The sequence below is a fragment of the Psychroserpens sp. BH13MA-6 genome (assembly GCF_052983595.1).
In genome coordinates, this window is sequence record NZ_JBRJGE010000004.1 from 355,240 (window position 1) to 371,768 (window position 16,529).

The 16,529-nt window shown below is 36.2% G+C and carries 19 protein-coding genes; 8 read left to right on the plus strand and 11 right to left on the minus strand.

The window, feature by feature from the left end; all coding sequences use genetic code 11:
* Window positions 1–2: 2 nt before the first annotated feature.
* Genes ACU8DI_RS10660 through ACU8DI_RS10675 form a run of 4 tightly spaced genes read right to left on the minus strand, consistent with a single transcriptional unit; the run spans window position 3 to window position 3,840 of the window.
* The gene (locus ACU8DI_RS10660; RefSeq protein ID WP_447112759.1) at window positions 3–1,199 is read right to left on the minus strand and encodes a DUF4350 domain-containing protein; all 1,197 of its coding nucleotides are present in this window, start codon (window positions 1,197–1,199) and stop codon (window positions 3–5) included.
* Window positions 1,196–1,942 (minus strand): DUF4129 domain-containing protein, encoded by a 747-nt coding sequence (locus ACU8DI_RS10665; RefSeq protein ID WP_447112760.1) that lies wholly within the window; start codon window positions 1,940–1,942, stop codon window positions 1,196–1,198. The genes ACU8DI_RS10660 and ACU8DI_RS10665 overlap by 4 nt, the downstream gene beginning before the upstream one ends.
* On the minus strand, window positions 1,935–2,876 hold the full coding sequence (locus ACU8DI_RS10670; RefSeq protein WP_447112761.1) for a hypothetical protein: 942 nt from the start codon (window positions 2,874–2,876) through the stop codon (window positions 1,935–1,937). Before ACU8DI_RS10670 ends, ACU8DI_RS10665 begins: the two co-directional genes overlap by 8 nt.
* Entirely contained in the window at window positions 2,863–3,840 is a 978-nt protein-coding gene (locus ACU8DI_RS10675) for a stage II sporulation protein M (RefSeq protein WP_447112762.1), read from the minus strand. Before ACU8DI_RS10675 ends, ACU8DI_RS10670 begins: the two co-directional genes overlap by 14 nt.
* Window positions 3,841–3,863: 23 nt before the next feature.
* On the opposite strand from ACU8DI_RS10675, the gene ACU8DI_RS10680 reads away from it, so the two are divergent.
* Complete coding sequence (locus ACU8DI_RS10680) at window positions 3,864–4,607, plus strand: RDD family protein (protein WP_447112763.1); 744 nt, start codon at window positions 3,864–3,866, stop codon at window positions 4,605–4,607.
* Between the two features lie 111 nt (window positions 4,608–4,718).
* Window positions 4,719–5,330 carry a trimeric intracellular cation channel family protein gene (locus tag ACU8DI_RS10685; protein WP_447112764.1) on the plus strand — a complete coding sequence of 204 codons (612 nt, stop codon included), beginning with the start codon at window positions 4,719–4,721 and terminating at the stop codon, window positions 5,328–5,330.
* A 29-nt stretch (window positions 5,331–5,359) separates the two neighbouring features.
* Here the strand turns inward: ACU8DI_RS10685 and ACU8DI_RS10690 are convergent, their stop codons facing one another.
* Window positions 5,360–6,067, minus strand: a complete 708-nt coding sequence (locus ACU8DI_RS10690) for a peptidylprolyl isomerase (protein WP_447112765.1) — start codon at window positions 6,065–6,067, stop codon at window positions 5,360–5,362.
* Between the two features lie 5 nt (window positions 6,068–6,072).
* Here ACU8DI_RS10690 and ACU8DI_RS10695 point away from each other — a divergent pair, with 5 nt between their 5' ends.
* Both ACU8DI_RS10695 and ACU8DI_RS10700 read left to right on the plus strand, forming a co-directional pair.
* A complete protein-coding gene (locus ACU8DI_RS10695) occupies window positions 6,073–6,714 on the plus strand; it encodes an NUDIX hydrolase (protein WP_447112766.1) in 642 nt (213 codons plus the stop codon).
* Between the two features lie 48 nt (window positions 6,715–6,762).
* Window positions 6,763–7,560, plus strand: coding sequence for a lysophospholipid acyltransferase family protein (locus ACU8DI_RS10700; RefSeq protein ID WP_447112767.1), 798 nt, complete (start codon window positions 6,763–6,765; stop codon window positions 7,558–7,560).
* A 2-nt stretch (window positions 7,561–7,562) separates the two neighbouring features.
* Here ACU8DI_RS10700 and ACU8DI_RS10705 read toward each other — a convergent pair whose 3' ends face one another.
* The 3 genes from ACU8DI_RS10705 to ACU8DI_RS10715 are packed head-to-tail and all read right to left on the minus strand — an operon-like array spanning window position 7,563 to window position 9,170.
* A complete protein-coding gene (locus ACU8DI_RS10705; protein ID WP_447112768.1) occupies window positions 7,563–8,030 on the minus strand; it encodes a hypothetical protein in 468 nt (155 codons plus the stop codon).
* A 2-nt stretch (window positions 8,031–8,032) separates the two neighbouring features.
* Entirely contained in the window at window positions 8,033–8,671 is a 639-nt protein-coding gene (locus ACU8DI_RS10710) for a hypothetical protein (protein ID WP_447112769.1), read from the minus strand.
* Window positions 8,672–8,675: 4 nt separating this feature from the next.
* Window positions 8,676–9,170: an RNA polymerase sigma factor gene (locus ACU8DI_RS10715; protein ID WP_447112770.1), complete on the minus strand. Its 495-nt coding sequence runs from the start codon at window positions 9,168–9,170 to the stop codon at window positions 8,676–8,678.
* 134 nt (window positions 9,171–9,304) lie between these two features.
* Here ACU8DI_RS10715 and ACU8DI_RS10720 point away from each other — a divergent pair, with 134 nt between their 5' ends.
* Entirely contained in the window at window positions 9,305–10,576 is a 1,272-nt protein-coding gene (locus ACU8DI_RS10720; RefSeq protein ID WP_447112771.1) for an NAD(P)/FAD-dependent oxidoreductase, read from the plus strand.
* An 84-nt stretch (window positions 10,577–10,660) separates the two neighbouring features.
* Here the strand turns inward: ACU8DI_RS10720 and ACU8DI_RS10725 are convergent, their stop codons facing one another.
* Complete coding sequence (locus tag ACU8DI_RS10725) at window positions 10,661–11,341, minus strand: lysoplasmalogenase (RefSeq protein WP_447112772.1); 681 nt, start codon at window positions 11,339–11,341, stop codon at window positions 10,661–10,663.
* A gap of 134 nt (window positions 11,342–11,475) precedes the next feature.
* On the opposite strand from ACU8DI_RS10725, the gene ACU8DI_RS10730 reads away from it, so the two are divergent.
* Window positions 11,476–13,626, plus strand: coding sequence for a TonB-dependent receptor (locus ACU8DI_RS10730; RefSeq protein WP_447112773.1), 2,151 nt, complete (start codon window positions 11,476–11,478; stop codon window positions 13,624–13,626).
* Between the two features lie 90 nt (window positions 13,627–13,716).
* A complete protein-coding gene (locus ACU8DI_RS10735; RefSeq protein WP_447112774.1) occupies window positions 13,717–14,448 on the plus strand; it encodes an energy transducer TonB in 732 nt (243 codons plus the stop codon).
* A gap of 135 nt (window positions 14,449–14,583) precedes the next feature.
* Here ACU8DI_RS10735 and ACU8DI_RS10740 read toward each other — a convergent pair whose 3' ends face one another.
* Window positions 14,584–15,549: a gliding motility protein GldB-related protein gene (locus tag ACU8DI_RS10740; RefSeq protein WP_447112775.1), complete on the minus strand. Its 966-nt coding sequence runs from the start codon at window positions 15,547–15,549 to the stop codon at window positions 14,584–14,586.
* 36 nt (window positions 15,550–15,585) lie between these two features.
* Window positions 15,586–16,161 (minus strand): thioredoxin family protein, encoded by a 576-nt coding sequence (locus ACU8DI_RS10745; protein WP_447112776.1) that lies wholly within the window; start codon window positions 16,159–16,161, stop codon window positions 15,586–15,588.
* 20 nt (window positions 16,162–16,181) lie between these two features.
* On the opposite strand from ACU8DI_RS10745, the gene ACU8DI_RS10750 reads away from it, so the two are divergent.
* Window positions 16,182–16,526, plus strand: a complete 345-nt coding sequence (locus ACU8DI_RS10750; RefSeq protein WP_447112777.1) for a tRNA-binding protein — start codon at window positions 16,182–16,184, stop codon at window positions 16,524–16,526.
* Window positions 16,527–16,529: the final 3 nt, after the last annotated feature.

Sequence of the window (16,529 nt, forward strand, 5' to 3'; positions counted from 1 at the left end):
ATTTATGTGGTATAAAAATCTTCTATAGCAGTATTTAATCGTAACAAATCCGTCTCATTACAGCCTGTTTTCGCTCTTAAATATACAATATGGTTTATTAATTGTTTTACGTTATCTTCATCTTTACCTGACTTTAAAGCCAGGTTTTTGGCAAACTTGTCATCTAATAATTGGGTGTCTAAATAATAGACTCGACGCAAGTATTCTAAGAAATAAGTGATTTTCTTATCGATCAGATTGTCATGGTCTTTTGTTTCATAATACAAATTACCAATAGTCTTAGTGAATTCTACAGTTGTGTTTTTTAATGGACTCAATACTTCAACAATTCGCTGGCGTCTTTTCGCATTGAACACTATAAATAGGGCCGTAGTTAATAATGCTAAAAACCAAGCCCACTTCAAAGGTGGTTGACTTAAAACAAAACGAAGTGGCGAATTGCTCATAGCTTGCCGTTGTTTATTTCTGGAGTCAAAGTATATGGTGTCATCGCTGAGATAAGACATCACACCAGCAGCGTAATTCTTATTGGATTTTTTCAATAAGTGATAATTGGTGAATGCCACAGGTTGTAAATGAATAAATATTTGTCCGTCACCCCAAGACCGTTTGATAAAATTGGTATACAAGGAATCAGAGAATTTTTGATGACCTAAAACCGTCGTATTTAAAGTATCTATTTCAGAGAAATAAATATTGCTCAACCCTTTTTCAACGGTTATAGAATCTTCAGTAAAAACAGGATTCGTTAAATAAAACTCCGCTTTACCTTTAAAGTTATAATCGTTTTTCGTTTTAAAGCCCAAAGAATCCATGAGACGTTCAGGGAAATAATTACTAGATATAAAAATGTCATTACCATGAGACGCAAAATCTAACAATTCTTGAGCAGAAGTATTATCAATCTCGGGATAATCATCTATGACCATATAGGTGCCAGAAGTTAGATACGAATTATCCTCCCAGTTGTAATAATCATCAAAATACTCATAAGGAGTAACATTGATATCCTGTACTTTACTTTCAGGAAATAAGTTTCCCAATTCTTCATAAAACACATAAGTGCCATAAGGTCTTTTATGCGTCTCATTATAGGTTTTTTGCCAATTCACCGGAACAGGTGTCGAATACTCAATGATGATAATACCTATCAAAAGGAAAATCAAAAGTCCGAGATATATTTTTAAGGTTTTGCTCATACTTTAATAGCGTTTAAAAATTGAGCAAAAGCCTCTTTGGCCTTTTCGTACTGTGCTTGATCGATATCGAATTCTCCGTACCAGATATAATTATAAAGATATGACGTGTAAGCGAAGTCTTTTTTTATGGATGCCTCGGAAAGTTCGAGGTAGTAATCACTATTGGTTTTCTCAACATCATACTCAATATACTCTGCTTTCGCAAGTTTCTTAAGCAGCCATAAATAGTAGTATCGTATGGCTAATCGGTAATTATGATGGTCTTCAGCATTTTGGATCAAGGTCTTGAAGTCGGTCTCAAAAATATTGTTTTCAATATCTGTAACAGGAATAATATTTTTATCAGATGACTTGCCGAAAACCCAACTACCTTCTTTGTTCATAATCGCTTTCACTATAAAAAAGAGCACTAGTATGAATAGAATGGCGGCAAAGACTTTCAGAATAATATCGGTCACTTCTGACGCTCGAGCATCCGAATTAATATCAAATAAATCCCTAAAAAAATCAGAGAGCCATTGTTTGAAACGTGTCCACCATCCTGAATTTTCAGTAGTTCGCTCATAGATAAACTCATCACCATCATATTTGTCTTTTAAGTCCTCAAAACTTCGTTTTTCAATAGGTGCTGTGTCGGTTAATACCGAGTCTTGTGAATCCTGATACATCACATCAAGCGTGCCAGCGTAGCCAGTCATTCCGAAGATTAAGAATACGATATGTAAGCATCTGATTTTACTCACCAGAACCAATTAAATCAATATCACTTTTCGTATTGATATTTTCATTTTCTTCCTTAAGACTATAAAAAACGATACCAATATTGAGTTGCACAATAAGACTCAGCATTGAACTGACCAAGAATGAAATCGCGAAAATCACTAACATCATGATACTAACGGTGTTGCCGACATCTTCTGGATTTAGATTCCCGCTAGGATCGATATTGGTGAACAGTTCCACCATACCTAGAATATAGGGAATAATAGCCACAATATATTGCATAATATAAGCCATTAGAAAGAAGAGGCCAACACACAATATAGCAGCCCAGAACTTTGTACTCATGAGTTTCCAAGAATAGCCAAAACTTTCCCATATACTTTTTTTTCGCTCGAGATACTCCATAAGAGTGCCTTGATAGTAAAGGCTTACACCGCCAACAATGAGAGGCAAGGCTAAAATACCAACAATTGTTATCGTGAGTATAAACGCCAGTAGACCTACAAAAATCATGAGAGGAATTGCAACAAGAATTCCACAGATAAGAAAAATGAAAATGTTTCCAATATGCTTTTTATAAGATTGAATCAGATCTGTTGCCGTAAAATTTGTGCCGTCATGTTTTGCGTATAAATTAAGATATATTGGTACGAATGCATATGAAATGACACTAGCCGTCAATCCGACGACAACAAAAACCACAACGAAGAGAATGAAAAGTCCGATATTGTCATTGATGTAGGCATCCATCGCGTCTGGATTTCCATAGACGATGCCTCCGAAAAAAACCTCTCGATAGAATTTACTAAAGAAATAACCCAACACCATTAAGATGAGAATGAAAAGACCATTTACAATAAAGAAATGTTTAAAAAAGTGTTTTCCGTTTTGCTTTAGAAAAGCAAAAGTGTCTTGGAAAAACTCACCAAAACCTCGTGGTTTATATAGCTGCATAGGTTTTTTTTATTTTTTTGTTAAGGATATATGGGTAAACTAAATAGTAATATGAAATAAGGCTTAATGTGAAAAGAATGATACCCACAGATAGCCAATTGGGCATAGTATTCGAGAATCGTGTGACATAACCTTCTAAAAAACCAGCAGCAATGGTAAAAGGAAACGTGCTGATTAAAATCTTTACACCGTTCTTGACACCCATTTTAAAAGAAATAAGTCTGGAATAGGTTTTTGGGAATAAGATGCTAGCACCTAAAATTAAACCTGCAGCACCTTCGATTATGATGGCGAATATTTCCATCGCACCATGTATCCATATACCTCTAACACTTTCCCACAGAACACCTTCCTTTTGGAAGAAATACTGAAAGGCACCTAACATAATTCCATTTTGTAACATATAATACGCGGTACCCAAGCCTCCAAAGACGCCAAAAACAAAGGAGCAGATTCCCACATATAAATTGTTGAGTGTTATTCCGATAAAGCTTCCCCAATTACTCCCACTTTTATAAACCGCTACGGGATCTCCAGCTTCTATATTTTCCAAAGTTTGGTTGACATAGTTATCACCCAAAATGAGTCTTACAAAGGCATCATCATAATGAGCAGACAGTGCGCCTATGGCTACAAAACTCAGAAAGATGGCAAAGGCATAATACACGTAACGTCGGTATTCAAAGACGATCATGGGTACTTCAATTTTCCAGAAATGGACGAATCGATTGGTGTCTTCACGTTTCGTTTTGTAAATTTTTTGAAAAGCTTTGGCCGCCAAGTTGTTTAAATAAAGAATTGTTTTACTTTTGGGATAGTAAGTTTGTGCATACGATAGATCATTTACTAACTGAATATAAAGCGATGCTAATTCATCGGGATTTTTAAGGGTCTTTCCAAAAATAGCCTTTTCAAAATTCAGCCATTTTTCTTTATTTTGTTTAATAAATGCCACTTCTCTCATAAGCTTTCAAATTAAAGCAATTAATGGTAGAGTTACAAATAAATACGACACAAAACGTTAATATAAATTTCATCGCAGCAAGTGTTGGAGAGCGCATTTTAGCTTACATAATTGATTTGTTAATTAAAATCGCCTATGTGATTGTAACCTATCAAATTATGTTTAACGTATTTAACATTAATAACTGGTTAGATGGGATGGACGACTGGTCTCAAATGGCCATCATTGTCTCTTTTTATTTACCTGTTGTTTTTTATTCCTTGATCTTTGAAACGGTTTTAGACGGACAAACAATTGGGAAGCGTATCATGAAAATCCAAGTCGTGAAAATTGATGGCTATCAGGCATCGTTGGCTGATTATTTGGTACGATGGTTTTTTAGAATTGTAGACATTAATATGGCCTCTGGAATTATTGGTTTAATTGCCATTGTAAGTAGTAAAAAGAGTCAGCGATTAGGGGATATGACGGCTGGGACTTCAGTGATTACCTTAAAAAATAATGTCAATATTAGCCATACGATTTTAGAGGAACTCGAAGACAGTTACCAACCAACGTACCCAAGTGTCATTAAGTTATCCGATAATGATGCACGTATTATTAAAGAAACTTATGTGCGAGCCAAAGCTTCGAGAGACTACCAGACCTTATCAAAATTACGACGCAAAATCATTGAGGTGGCAGAAATTAAGGATTTTAATGATAGTGACATTGAGTTCATAGATACCATCCTCAAAGATTATAATTACTATACGCAAGGCATGTAAAGGGTTGCCTCAATGCTTTAGAATTTCTGAATCGGAATTAGAATTCGCCCTCTTAATTCTGATAAATCCATTTACAAAGGTACCTTTGTACAAAATCTTTTATCGATACCTATGTTTTTTGAAGTTGTAGATATTTTGGGAACCATTGCTTTTGCCATTTCAGGTGTGTTGGTGGCTTTAGAAAAACGCATGGATGCTTTTGGTGTTCTCATCATTGCATTTGTGACGTCTGTAGGAGGCGGCACATTAAGAGATGTCATGATTGGAGTTGAGCCTGTGTCTTGGATGCGAAATATGACTTATGTGTATGTCATAATTGCTTCAGCTATTTTTGCCGTTTTACTCCGAAATAAAATCAATTACCTACGTCGGTCCCTGTTTTTATTTGATACCATCGGCATTGGATTATACACGGTTGTAGGGATAGAAACCGGAATTGTAGCAGGATTACATCCGTTAATCTGTATCGCCCTTGGTACGATGACCGCTTGTTTTGGTGGTGTTATTAGAGATATCTTGTGCAATGAGATTCCAGTAATTTTCCGAAAAGAGATTTATGCAACGGCCTGTATTTTGGGAGGTCTGACCTATTTTTTATTGCGCGAGTTTGTAGCCGATACCAATTTTATATTCGTGATCGCAGGATTGATAGTCATTGTGGTCCGATTGTTAGCGGTTCGATTAAAAATTAGTTTGCCTAGTTTGTACCGAGACGAACCTTAATAGGCTGTTTTCACTTTTTTTACCGTGACTTAATCTAAGATTTCAACACGTCGGATGTACACGTTCTTTAGAGGCCAATCGGCATCATCTGTGTCAACATTCGCAATTTTATCGGCCACATCTAAGCCATCAATCACCCTTCCGAAGATGGTATAATCGCCATCCAATTCACGAACTTCCCTCAACGTAATAAAGAATTCATATGGAGACGCTAATTTGTAAGGATTGTCAATGTCACTACTCGGCATGGAAATCATTCCTCTATCATGATGGAAACCGCGTTCGGTATCAGTTGGTAATAAGTAGCGACCAATAAATCGTCGTTTTTTCATAACCTCTCGGTCGTCGGTACTGCCACCTTGGATGATGTAATTTTCGATGACACGATAGAATTGCGTATTGTCGAAATAGCCTTTTTTGGTGAGGTAGATAAAATTAGCCCGATGGAACTTGGTTTCATCAAACAATAGGATGTCGATATTGCCGAAATCTGTGACAATTCGGACTTTATTTTCTTTGTTTTCCTTTTCATACTGAAGGAAGAACTCCATGGCATTTTTGTCATTTAATAAAAACAAAGTGTCCTTGTCTTCGGTTGCCTGTTCTATAGTGTCTTTTTTAGTAGCTGTTTTAACAGCTGTAGAATCTACCGATTTAGAAGTTGATTTCTTTCGAGATTGTTTATCTTCACAATTGAAAAATAGCAAGCAACATAAAGTGAGCATTAATAATCTCATGGATAATGAATTTTGAAACGTTTATAAAATCAGTATCAAAAATAAAAAATCTACATCTTCCAGGCGAAGACTCCCAGTTTAAAATGTCACCACCATTTCGTAAGGCCTTGGTCGCGGAGAATCGTGAGAAGATGAAAGATGCTAAAAAAGCGGGTGTCATGGCGCTTTTTTATCCAAATGCAAACACTGAAACTCACCTTATATTGATTTTAAGAAAAACGTATAAAGGGGTTCATTCGGCTCAAGTCGGTTTTCCTGGAGGGAAATTTGAAGACACCGATCCCGATTTAAAATATACAGCGCTGAGAGAAACACATGAAGAAGTGGGTGTGCCTATGGAAACCATTGAAGTCTTAAAACCTTTGACACCCTTATACATTCCTCCAAGTAATTTTACTGTGGCTCCTTTTTTGGGCATCACACAGCAAACACCTAAATTCATAAAACAAGAAGCCGAAGTTGAAGATTTAATAGAGGTAAAGCTTACAGATTTTATTGATGATGCCAATACTTCAGAAGTAAAAGTGATGACCTCCTATAATTTAGAATTGGAAGTTCCTGCGTTTCATTTGAACGGCCACGTGGTTTGGGGAGCAACGGCGATGATGCTTAGTGAATTAAAAGACTTGTTAAAAATGACCTTATAAGGGTCTGTTTTTTGTAAGTTTGTAATTCCGCTTAATAACTAACTTTTAATGGGATTATTTAAGAAAAACCCTTTTGGGCATATACTTTTTGTAAAAAAATGGCTGATCAGAATCCTTGGTCTAATGACTCACAGAAGATTTAGAGGATTCAATGAGCTTCAAATTGAAGGTTCTGAAATTATTAAAAATCTACCGGAAACAAACGTCCTATTTATTTCGAATCACCAAACGTATTTTGCAGACGTGATTGCCATGTTCCATGTGTTTAACGCCAGCTTAAGTGGGCGTTTAGATAACATTAAGAACGTAGGTTATCTCTGGAATCCGAAGCTTAACATGTATTATGTAGCAGCTAAGGAAACCATGAAATCTGGGTTGATTCCAAAAATATTTGCCTATACAGGATCGATTAGTATTGAACGTACTTGGCGTTCTAAAGGTCAGGATGTGAATCGACAGGTTAAAATGAGTGATATTACAAGTATCAAGAAGGCTTTAGATGATGGTTGGGTGGTGACCTTCCCGCAAGGAACTACAACGCCTTTTAAACCGATTCGGAAAGGAACGGCTCATATTATTAAACAATATAAACCGATTGTGGTGCCTATTGTAATTGATGGTTTTCGTCGCTCTTTTGATAAAAAAGGCTTGCGCGTAAAAAAGAAAAATGTCTACCAAAGTTTCGAAGTAAAAGAACCACTTGATATTGACTATGAGAATGAGTCTATTGCAGAGATTGTAGAAAAAATAGAATATGCTATTGAGCAACATCCATCTTTTTTAAAGGTGATTCCACAAGAGGAACTTGAAGAACGTGAACGTCTCAATAAACTACGAGACTGGTAATGTTACTCATTCAGTTGCTTTATGTCTGCAGACTTGCAGTCGCTGGATGAGGTTTTTGGCTTATGGAACGCCTGAAATAAAAAATATAAGCCAAAAAACAGAAAAAACCGCGACCAATCAAAGCATAAGGTTAATACGATAAAAAGTATCCCAATCGCAAGTGACATATTAGTCTCTTTTTCTTTAGGTATATCGCAGTGTTCAACAAGGGTATCGACTGTTTTTGAATCCATGCAAACACCATGATGATAAAGTTTGATTGTTAATTGACTTCCAGAGAAATTGAAGGTTGACGTTATCTGAAATGGCTGCGATTGTCCATCTATCAACAAATCAAAAGTATGCTTGCTCCAGGGAAACGACAATTTCTTAGATTTGGTTTCGCCATTAACCCTAATGGTCACAAAGCCTAACCAGTTGACGCTGCAAGTAACTGTTTGTTGATCAATATGAAAATGAACGGTTGCCATATCTAAATTTCTAATTTTTTTAGTTCCCTGTAATTCTTATTCAATCGACGTAATAAAATGCCATAAATAATGCGGTAGAACACCCAAATAAGGGACACAAAAATAGCGACCGCTAATATCATAAACAATAAGGCAGAGAACATCTGCTTATCAGAGAATTGCGCAAATTTTTCAGAGAACTCTGGATTTTCATAAACAGTATAGTAAAGACCAAATACCATGGAAAGGAACGCTACAATTAAATTGTAAATCACGTAATACTTAATCACTTTTCGGGTTTTCAAAATGCTTTCCATCAAGCGCTTAGCATTATCAGTAACTGAAATAGATTTATAGGATTTATACAGTAAATAGACAAACAGGAAAATGATGCCAAAACTGATGACGTTGATGCTAATTAAAATAGCACCATTACCATACATATCTGCTAATTCGGCACGATATTCTTCCGAGGAAAAATAGGGAATACTATTTACTAAAATCCAAAATATAAGTTCTGCAATACTGATGTAAAACAGGGTTTTAACTATAGAGGAAGATTTTTTTAAGAGCATCGGATAAATATCTTTACTCGAAAATTGCGCGTCTTCGCTTTCGCCTTTGGATTGCCAATCCTTTTTTAATAATTCTAATTCATCCATAATATTACGGATTTAAAATGGTTCTTAATTTTTTCTTTACCCTATTCATTTTCACTCTCGCATTTACTTCAGTAATACCAAGGGTTTCACTAATCTCACTGTAATTTTTATCCTCCAAATACAAAAACACTAAGGCTTTTTCAATATCATTTAATTGATGTACCGCTTTGTACAGTAATTTCAATTGTTGCTCTTCTGTATCATCATAAGCTTCCGATTTTATCTTAAAAGCAACGTTTTCAAATTCTTGCGTTTTGATACTTCGTTTCGATTTTCTATACAACGTAATCGCAGTATTTAAACCAACCCGATACATCCAAGTACTAAATTTTGAGTCCCCTCTAAATTTGGGGTAAGCCTTCCATAATTGAATGGTGATTTCTTGAAACAAATCATTGTGAGCATCCTGATTGTTGGTATACAATCTGCAAACCTTGTGTACAATGTTCTGATGCTTCTCAAGCAATTCCACAAAACTATGTTCGAGTTCTTTATTCAATCCTTTTCATTAGTTAGTGACTTATAAGTAGTCTAATTATAGAAAATGTTACAACTTAATAAACATTATTCAAAAATTAAGGTTTCCGAGACATAAACCTTATCTTTGTAGGAGTCATTTTTAAGCAGGAATTCATGAATATACCCAAATCAGAGTTTCCAAGAATCGTCATTATTGGAGGAGGATTTGCAGGTGTCAACCTTGTAAAAGTTTTAGCAAATAAAGCCGTACAAGTTGTTTTATTAGATAAACATAATTACCATACATTTCAACCGCTCTTATATCAAGTGTCCAGTTCAGGACTTGAACCCGATTCGATTGCGTATCCATTAAGGAAGGTCATAAAAAAGCACCGTCATTCTTTTTTTCGTTTAGCCCAAGTCAAACAAATCAATGCTCAAAGTAAACAGATTGAGACAGATATTGGAACGCTCAACTACGATTATTTAGTCATCGCTACGGGTACTAAAACCAACTTTTTTGGCAATGAGGCGATTCAAAAAAACAGTATGCCAATGAAGAGTGTACCGCAGGCACTTAATATTCGAAGCTTGATCTTGCAAAATTTTGAAAAGGCGGCAATCAGTCATTCTAAAGAAGAACGACAAGCCTATTTGAATTTTGTTATCGTTGGAGGTGGTCCGACAGGTGTTGAATTGGCAGGAGCTATCGCCGAATTAAAAAACCATATTCTACCCAAAGACTATCACGACCTGAACAGTGAAGATATGCATATTCACTTGCTGGAAGGTGCCGATCGACTATTACCACCTATGAGTGAACACGCGTCTGAAAAAGCTGAGCACTTTCTTAAAAGTTTAGGAGTGCAAATTCATAAAGATACTTTTGTGAAAGATTATGATGGTCAAACAGTAACTACAAATTCAGATTTGGTTATGGAGACAGCGACACTCATTTGGGCAGCTGGTGTTACTGGAGCACCTGTAAAGGGATTAAATGCTGAGGTCCTTGTCGATAAAGCCAATCGATACCGAGTAAATCACTTTAATCAAATTGAAGGCTATCAAGATGTTTTTGCGGTTGGTGATATCGCTTTGATGTCTACAGAAGCCTATCCTAAGGGTCATCCGCAAGTAGCACAACCTGCGATTCAACAGGGACGGTTGTTAGGCAAGAATTTACTGAGACTAATAAAGAAGAAACCCATGCATCCTTTTGTTTATAAAGATAAGGGCTCTATGGCCACCATTGGAAGAAACAAAGCGGTAGTGGATTTAAAACATTTTAAATTCGGTGGGTTTTTCGCCTGGTTTATTTGGATGTTTATACATCTCATGTCCTTAGTAGGATTTAGAAATCGCGTCATCGTCTTTTTTAATTGGACCTATAATTATATCAATTTTGATAAGGCTGCCCGACTTATTATCAGACCGTTTAAAAAATAATTAATTCGGGCGTTCCCTTTCGTTTCACTGCAGGTCAGGCTGTCCACTATATCTTTTGTACACAAAAGGATGCCGTTCCCATCCTTAACGCGACTTTGGAGCTGATCTTAAAATGCCTAAAACAAGACAAAGTTGGGCGAGCGCATAGGTACCCATAATATAGATACTACTAAATGGAATGGCTTGATAAAATTTGTTTAAAGCCAAAATACTATCCGATACCATAAACAAGAGCGCGCCTACAAAAACCAGCACAAAACTGATTCTAGGCACCTTGTTTTTTCTTAGATACGCACTGGTCGCCATGGTCAAAATTATGACCATATAAATTATGACAGGCATGAAGAGGTCTCCCAAGTGATCCATTAAAAGATAGCAAAGTCCGATGGCGTAAACCAACAATAAACCGATAAAGCCAAAGGGTTTAATAGCGCTGTTTCGATCTTTGAGAAATACAATGATATACATGACATGCGCTATTAAAAATGCGACCAATCCAAACATGAAAAAATTAGACTGATGCGCTTCATACAAAAGTAAGATGTCACCTAATAACGAAAATAGTAAAGCCAATAAAGTAGTCAACCTTATTGGAAACGTCAAATGCTTGCCTCGGTTGTAAAAGAAAATGATTAACAGCGCGACTATCGCAGGTTTTGATATACTGCGATATGGTTCTAGACCTTCCACGTGGGACATGACTAAATCTGCAGACACCACAATCGCAAAAATAATACAGAATTGCTTTTCAATTCTTGTGAGCATAAAACGATGATTTTATCAAAAGTAACATTTCAGTAGGAATAATTGACAATTCGGTCATATAGAATTTAGATACTAAAACCTAATGAGCACTTTTGAACTATCAATCAAAAAACAATCAGTTAAAATCATCAATCATGAAAATTCTAGTCGTCACCTTATCAATGCTTCTAAGCTTATCAGCAGCTGCACAAACCACCATAAGTGGTAAAGTTATAGACTCAAAAAGCCAACCTTTATTTGGAGCCAATGTCTACCTAGAAGGTACTTATGATGGTGGCACTGTTACAGAAGATGGATCCTTTAGCTTTTCAACACAAACGGTAGGTTCACAAACTCTTATTATTTCATTTTTATCTTATGAGACCAAGCGCATAGTGGGAGATATTAGGACGTTCCATAATTTGGAAATCATATTACGGGATGATATGGAAACTCTAGATGCGGTAGTAATATCTGCCGGAACGTTTGAAGCCAATGACAATAGTAAAGTCTCAGTTTTAAAACCATTAGATGTTGTTACAACAGCAAGTGCTTTGGGAGATTTTGTTGGTGCCTTACAGACCTTACCAGGCACCTCAACAGTCGCTGAGGACGGACGGTTATTTGTGAGAGGCGGTGACGCTAATGAAACTCAAATCTTTATAGACGGCATTCGGGTTTTTACGCCTTACACACCAACGGCTAACAATACGCCAACCAGAGGGAGATACTCGCCGTTTTTATTTGATGGTATTACTTTTTCTACGGGTGGCTATTCCGCAGAATATGGAAATGCGCTTTCAAGTGTTTTGTCACTAAATACCATAGATGAGCCAGATCAAGAGAAGACAGAGATTGGTTTAATGAGTGTGGGTGCTACATTAGGACGTACAGAAAAATGGAAGCGTAGCTCATTGAGTGTGAACGCTTCCTATATTAATTTGTCACCATATATAGCGCTGTTTCAGGATAGAAATGATTGGGAATCTCCTTATGAAAGTGCTCAAGGTGAGGCTGTTTTTAGAAGAAAATTCCAGTCAGGATTATTGAAGTTTTATGCTGCTTTTGACACGTCGAATTTTGAATTGACTCAAGAAGATATCAACCTTGCCGATGGATTGCGGTTTAAGTTGAATAATAACAATTTTTATGGAAACACTTCCTATCAAGGGGTTTTTGGCAATGGTTGGGCTATACATACCGGTTTGAGTTATACTGCAGCCCATAATAAAATTCAGGTGATGGAGAGCGATATAAAGAATCAGGAGCAATCAGCGCATGCGAAGTTAAAGTTTAAAAAACGATTTAATAGTAGGTTGAAATTCCATTTTGGAATCGAGCAATTTATAACCGATTACGATGAAACGTTTTTCGATGAGACTATAAATGCGTCTTATGGATTTAACAATAATAATTCAGCAGCCTTTGCAGAAACTGATATCGTGTTTAGTAAAGCCTTTGCGGTTAAAATAGGAATTCGAGCCGATAATTATAAGCTTTCCAATCAGTTTACATTAGCGCCAAGAGCTTCTATCGCTTACAAAACTTCAGCAAACGGACAGTTGTCATTAGCCTATGGGGATTTTTATCAAAATGCCAATTCAGAAGTTATGAAGTTCCATCCTTTTGTGGATGTGCAGCAAGCCAAACATTATATAATGAATTACCAATATGTGGCTAATAATAGAATTTTTAGAGCAGAAGTATATAGAAAAACATATCATGACCTCGTAAAATTTGATACGGCATTTGAGAGTTTCAATTCAGAATTTAATAATAATGGTTCAGGATATGCTCAAGGACTCGACATTTTTTGGAGAGACAATCAGAGTATCAAAAACATGGACTATTGGGTGAGCTATTCTTATTTAGATACAGAGCGTGATTATCGAAATTATCCAACACAAGCACAGCCTAATTTTGCAAATTCACATAACTTTTCGGCCGTAGCTAAGTATTGGATTGACGATTGGAAAAGTCAAATTGGTTTTAGTTACACCTATGCTTCAGGAAGACCGTACACCAATCCGAACACGAATGAATTTTTAGGAGAAACGACTAAAAGTTTTAATAGCATCAGTTTAAATTGGGCCTATCTCATAGCACCACAAAAAATACTGTATGCTTCTGTAAATAATGTGTTGGCTTTTAAAAACATCAATGGATATCAGTACGCTAATACACCCGATGCCAATGGCATGTTTTCTCGAAGAGCGTTGCAGCCTGCTGCAGATCAATTCTTCTTTATAGGCTTCTTTTGGACCATCAGCGAAGATGGTAGTGATAACCAATTAGACAATTTATAAGTTACGATGACTTCGTTTGAAACACTATGATATTTATCATTTTATTTGAAATGATAAGGCTGTAATTTCATAGTATAAATACAAGTAGTCATGAAAGCCAAAAAAAACCCAAACGTAGAAGTTGGCAGAAATAGCAGCCTTTATTTCGCCATAGGTTTGAATTTGATGTTGTTCTCAACATACTTATTATTCGAACATAAGTTTTATGATTCTGATACCTCAGTGACAGAGATTGTTCAGGTAGATGATTTTGCAGATGAGGATATTGAAATTATTAATCTAAATGTACCGCCACCACCACCTCCAGCTGCTCCAGCAGTAGTTCCTGAGGATATAAAAATCGTTGAAGATATGATTGAAGTTCAAGAAACGGTCATTGAGTCAAGTGAAATTGGTCAGAGCGATGTCATAGCTGATGTGGTGAGTGTAGAAGAGGTGGTCGTTGAAGAAGTAGAAGAAGATATTGAAGTTCCCTTTTCAGTTATTGAAGATATTCCAGTCTTTCCAGGATGTGAAAAAGGCACCAAAGCAGAGAAGAGAGCTTGCTTCGAAAAATCGATTATGACGCATGTAAGAAAGAACTTTAAATACCCTCAAACTGCTTTGGAACTCGGGATGCAAGGAAAAGTATTTGTACTTTTTGTCATCGATAAAAATGGCGTAGCTTCCAAAATAAAAACAAGAGGACCAGACAAATTATTGGAAGAAGAAGCTGCAAGAATCATTGGGCTTTTACCTAAGATGATACCAGGTAAGCAAAGAGGTAGAGCAGTGGATGTACCTTATAGTATACCGATAAGCTTTGTGTTAAGAGAGGAGTGACCACTTAAAGCACTATTTCTAAAAGCAGAATGGATACCACACGTCATCTTTTCTGCTTTTAATATTGTATCACACTATTCTATGCTTCATCTATATATATTAAGATAAAACCCTTTTTTAAACCTATTAGATAGCTTATAAGCCGCCATTGTAGCCGCTTAGTTCCAAAACCTTTTTGCTATTATTACCATCCAACATGAATGCGATTGCTGCTAACTTATCGTCCGATTCATTGTAGAACTTTTCACAAATCTTAAATCCCATATAATACCCTAGATCTGGGGGAATATCCTCTCTATCGTAATTATAAAACCAATCGGTCTTAATATATTTATAATTGATATCTAAGTCTGTTTTGAATTTTACCCAAAGCGTCGTCTCGTTGGCATCACCATAGGTATAGGTGCGTTGGGTAGCCGCTGGGTGCTCACCAGTATGTAAATACATTAAAAAGTCTGCGGAACCCTCGCAAATGGCTTTGCTCAATAAATTTCGAGTGTTAATATTTGTTTGGTTGACATGGACCTGTTCGTGTACAATCAATGACATTAAGGAATTCTGGTCGTTCAAATTGTTCAATTGTTTGTCATTAAAAAGAAAAGCGGACCTTGTTTGTTGACTACGCGCATTTTTTTCTAGCTCAATGATCATCGAACTATCGATAACAGTTCCAGCTCTTTTGAATTGGCCCATCACAAAATATATATCACTGAATGTCGCTAAAGGATACGTGCTTTCGAAGGCGCGTAAATGATGTCTTATTTTAGTTGTGTCATTTTTTATCTGGAATGTCGTTTCGCGAATTGAGTTAAAAAAAACGGTATCCTTTAGGTAGGTCGCATAATCACTGGCTGTTAACTTATCTTTTTTTATTAGAGACTGTAGCGCTTTACTCCCTTTATTCATGTATTCATCCTGAATGACAGCCGTACGAACCGAATGATCTGTGATAGGTTTTATGATATCATACGCTTTCCAAAAGTTATCGATATCCTCAAAATGTATGTCTAAATTGGTACTGTTTTTTACGGGTTTTGACTCACAACTAAGTAATACAATACCAAGAAATATCAGACTATAATAGCCATTAATTAATCGCATGGAATGGTTTTATTTAGAAACGGTCAAACTCCTCATTTATTTTGTAGTTGATGCCTCTTGTTTCCATTTTATATTACACCCAATACTCGGTTTTTGAGGCACATCAATAGGTTGATCTTGAATTAATAGCTGAGCAACCTCCCTAATGTCTTTGCCTGTAACAGGCACGTCATTTCCAGGTCTGGAATCATCTAATTGCCCTCTGTAAACTAATTTTAAGTCCTTGTCGAAAACATAGAAATCTGGAGTGCATGCGGCATCATAAGCTTTAGCCACTCGCTGCGTTTGATCGTATAAATATGGAAATATAAAATCTTGATCAATGGCATTTTGTTTCATAAATTGAGGCGCATCTTGTGGATAATTCTCAATATCATTACTTGAAATAGCGATACAATTGATTCCCTTAGAAATGAAGTCTTTTGCGAGCTGTGATATTTCGGCATTGACATGTTTCACAAACGGACAGTGATTGCAGATAAACATAATGATTGTGCCTTTAGAGCCTTTAGCACTTTCTAAGGACACCATCGTATTATCTATGGTGTTCACAAGTTCGAAATCTGGCGCTTTGGTTCCTAATGGTAACATATTTGAAGGTGTAAGTGACATAATTATTCTATATTTAGCTAATGATTTTAAATGATAATATAATAACTTTTGAAGACTTTGCAAAGGTCGATTTAAGAATAGGAACGATCATCGAAGTGACAGATTTTCCAGAAGCTATTCGTCCAGCATATCAACTTCTGATAGATTTTGGACACCTCGGAATTAAAAAAACATCAGCACAAATTACCACACGATATAAAAAAGGCGATTTGATGAACCGACAGATTATTGCTGTGGTCAATTTTCCGAGAAAACAAATAGCGAAATTTATGAGTGATTGCCTGATTCTGGGCGCAGTGAATGGTAGCGAAGTCATACTTTTAAATCCAGAAAACCCTGTTAAAAATGGGGCTATAGTCGCGTAGTAG

What these genes read in the sequence shown, in the direction of transcription:
- ACU8DI_RS10660 (WP_447112759.1), bottom strand. Translation starts at nt 1,199, where the DNA reads ATGAGCAAAACCTTAAAAATATATCTCGGACTTTTGATTTTCCTTTTG.
- ACU8DI_RS10670 (WP_447112761.1), bottom strand. Translation starts at nt 2,876, where the DNA reads ATGCAGCTATATAAACCACGAGGTTTTGGTGAGTTTTTCCAAGACACT.
- ACU8DI_RS10675 (WP_447112762.1), bottom strand. Translation starts at nt 3,840, where the DNA reads ATGAGAGAAGTGGCATTTATTAAACAAAATAAAGAAAAATGGCTGAAT.
- ACU8DI_RS10680 (WP_447112763.1), top strand. Translation starts at nt 3,864, where the DNA reads ATGGTAGAGTTACAAATAAATACGACACAAAACGTTAATATAAATTTC.
- ACU8DI_RS10685 (WP_447112764.1), top strand. Translation starts at nt 4,719, where the DNA reads ATGTTTTTTGAAGTTGTAGATATTTTGGGAACCATTGCTTTTGCCATT.
- ACU8DI_RS10690 (WP_447112765.1), bottom strand. Translation starts at nt 6,067, where the DNA reads ATGAGATTATTAATGCTCACTTTATGTTGCTTGCTATTTTTCAATTGT.
- ACU8DI_RS10695 (WP_447112766.1), top strand. Translation starts at nt 6,073, where the DNA reads ATGAATTTTGAAACGTTTATAAAATCAGTATCAAAAATAAAAAATCTA.
- ACU8DI_RS10700 (WP_447112767.1), top strand. Translation starts at nt 6,763, where the DNA reads ATGGGATTATTTAAGAAAAACCCTTTTGGGCATATACTTTTTGTAAAA.
- ACU8DI_RS10705 (WP_447112768.1), bottom strand. Translation starts at nt 8,030, where the DNA reads ATGGCAACCGTTCATTTTCATATTGATCAACAAACAGTTACTTGCAGC.
- ACU8DI_RS10710 (WP_447112769.1), bottom strand. Translation starts at nt 8,671, where the DNA reads ATGGATGAATTAGAATTATTAAAAAAGGATTGGCAATCCAAAGGCGAA.
- ACU8DI_RS10720 (WP_447112771.1), top strand. Translation starts at nt 9,305, where the DNA reads ATGAATATACCCAAATCAGAGTTTCCAAGAATCGTCATTATTGGAGGA.
- ACU8DI_RS10725 (WP_447112772.1), bottom strand. Translation starts at nt 11,341, where the DNA reads ATGCTCACAAGAATTGAAAAGCAATTCTGTATTATTTTTGCGATTGTG.
- ACU8DI_RS10730 (WP_447112773.1), top strand. Translation starts at nt 11,476, where the DNA reads ATGAAAATTCTAGTCGTCACCTTATCAATGCTTCTAAGCTTATCAGCA.
- ACU8DI_RS10735 (WP_447112774.1), top strand. Translation starts at nt 13,717, where the DNA reads ATGAAAGCCAAAAAAAACCCAAACGTAGAAGTTGGCAGAAATAGCAGC.
- ACU8DI_RS10740 (WP_447112775.1), bottom strand. Translation starts at nt 15,549, where the DNA reads ATGCGATTAATTAATGGCTATTATAGTCTGATATTTCTTGGTATTGTA.
- ACU8DI_RS10745 (WP_447112776.1), bottom strand. Translation starts at nt 16,161, where the DNA reads ATGTCACTTACACCTTCAAATATGTTACCATTAGGAACCAAAGCGCCA.
- ACU8DI_RS10750 (WP_447112777.1), top strand. Translation starts at nt 16,182, where the DNA reads ATGATTTTAAATGATAATATAATAACTTTTGAAGACTTTGCAAAGGTC.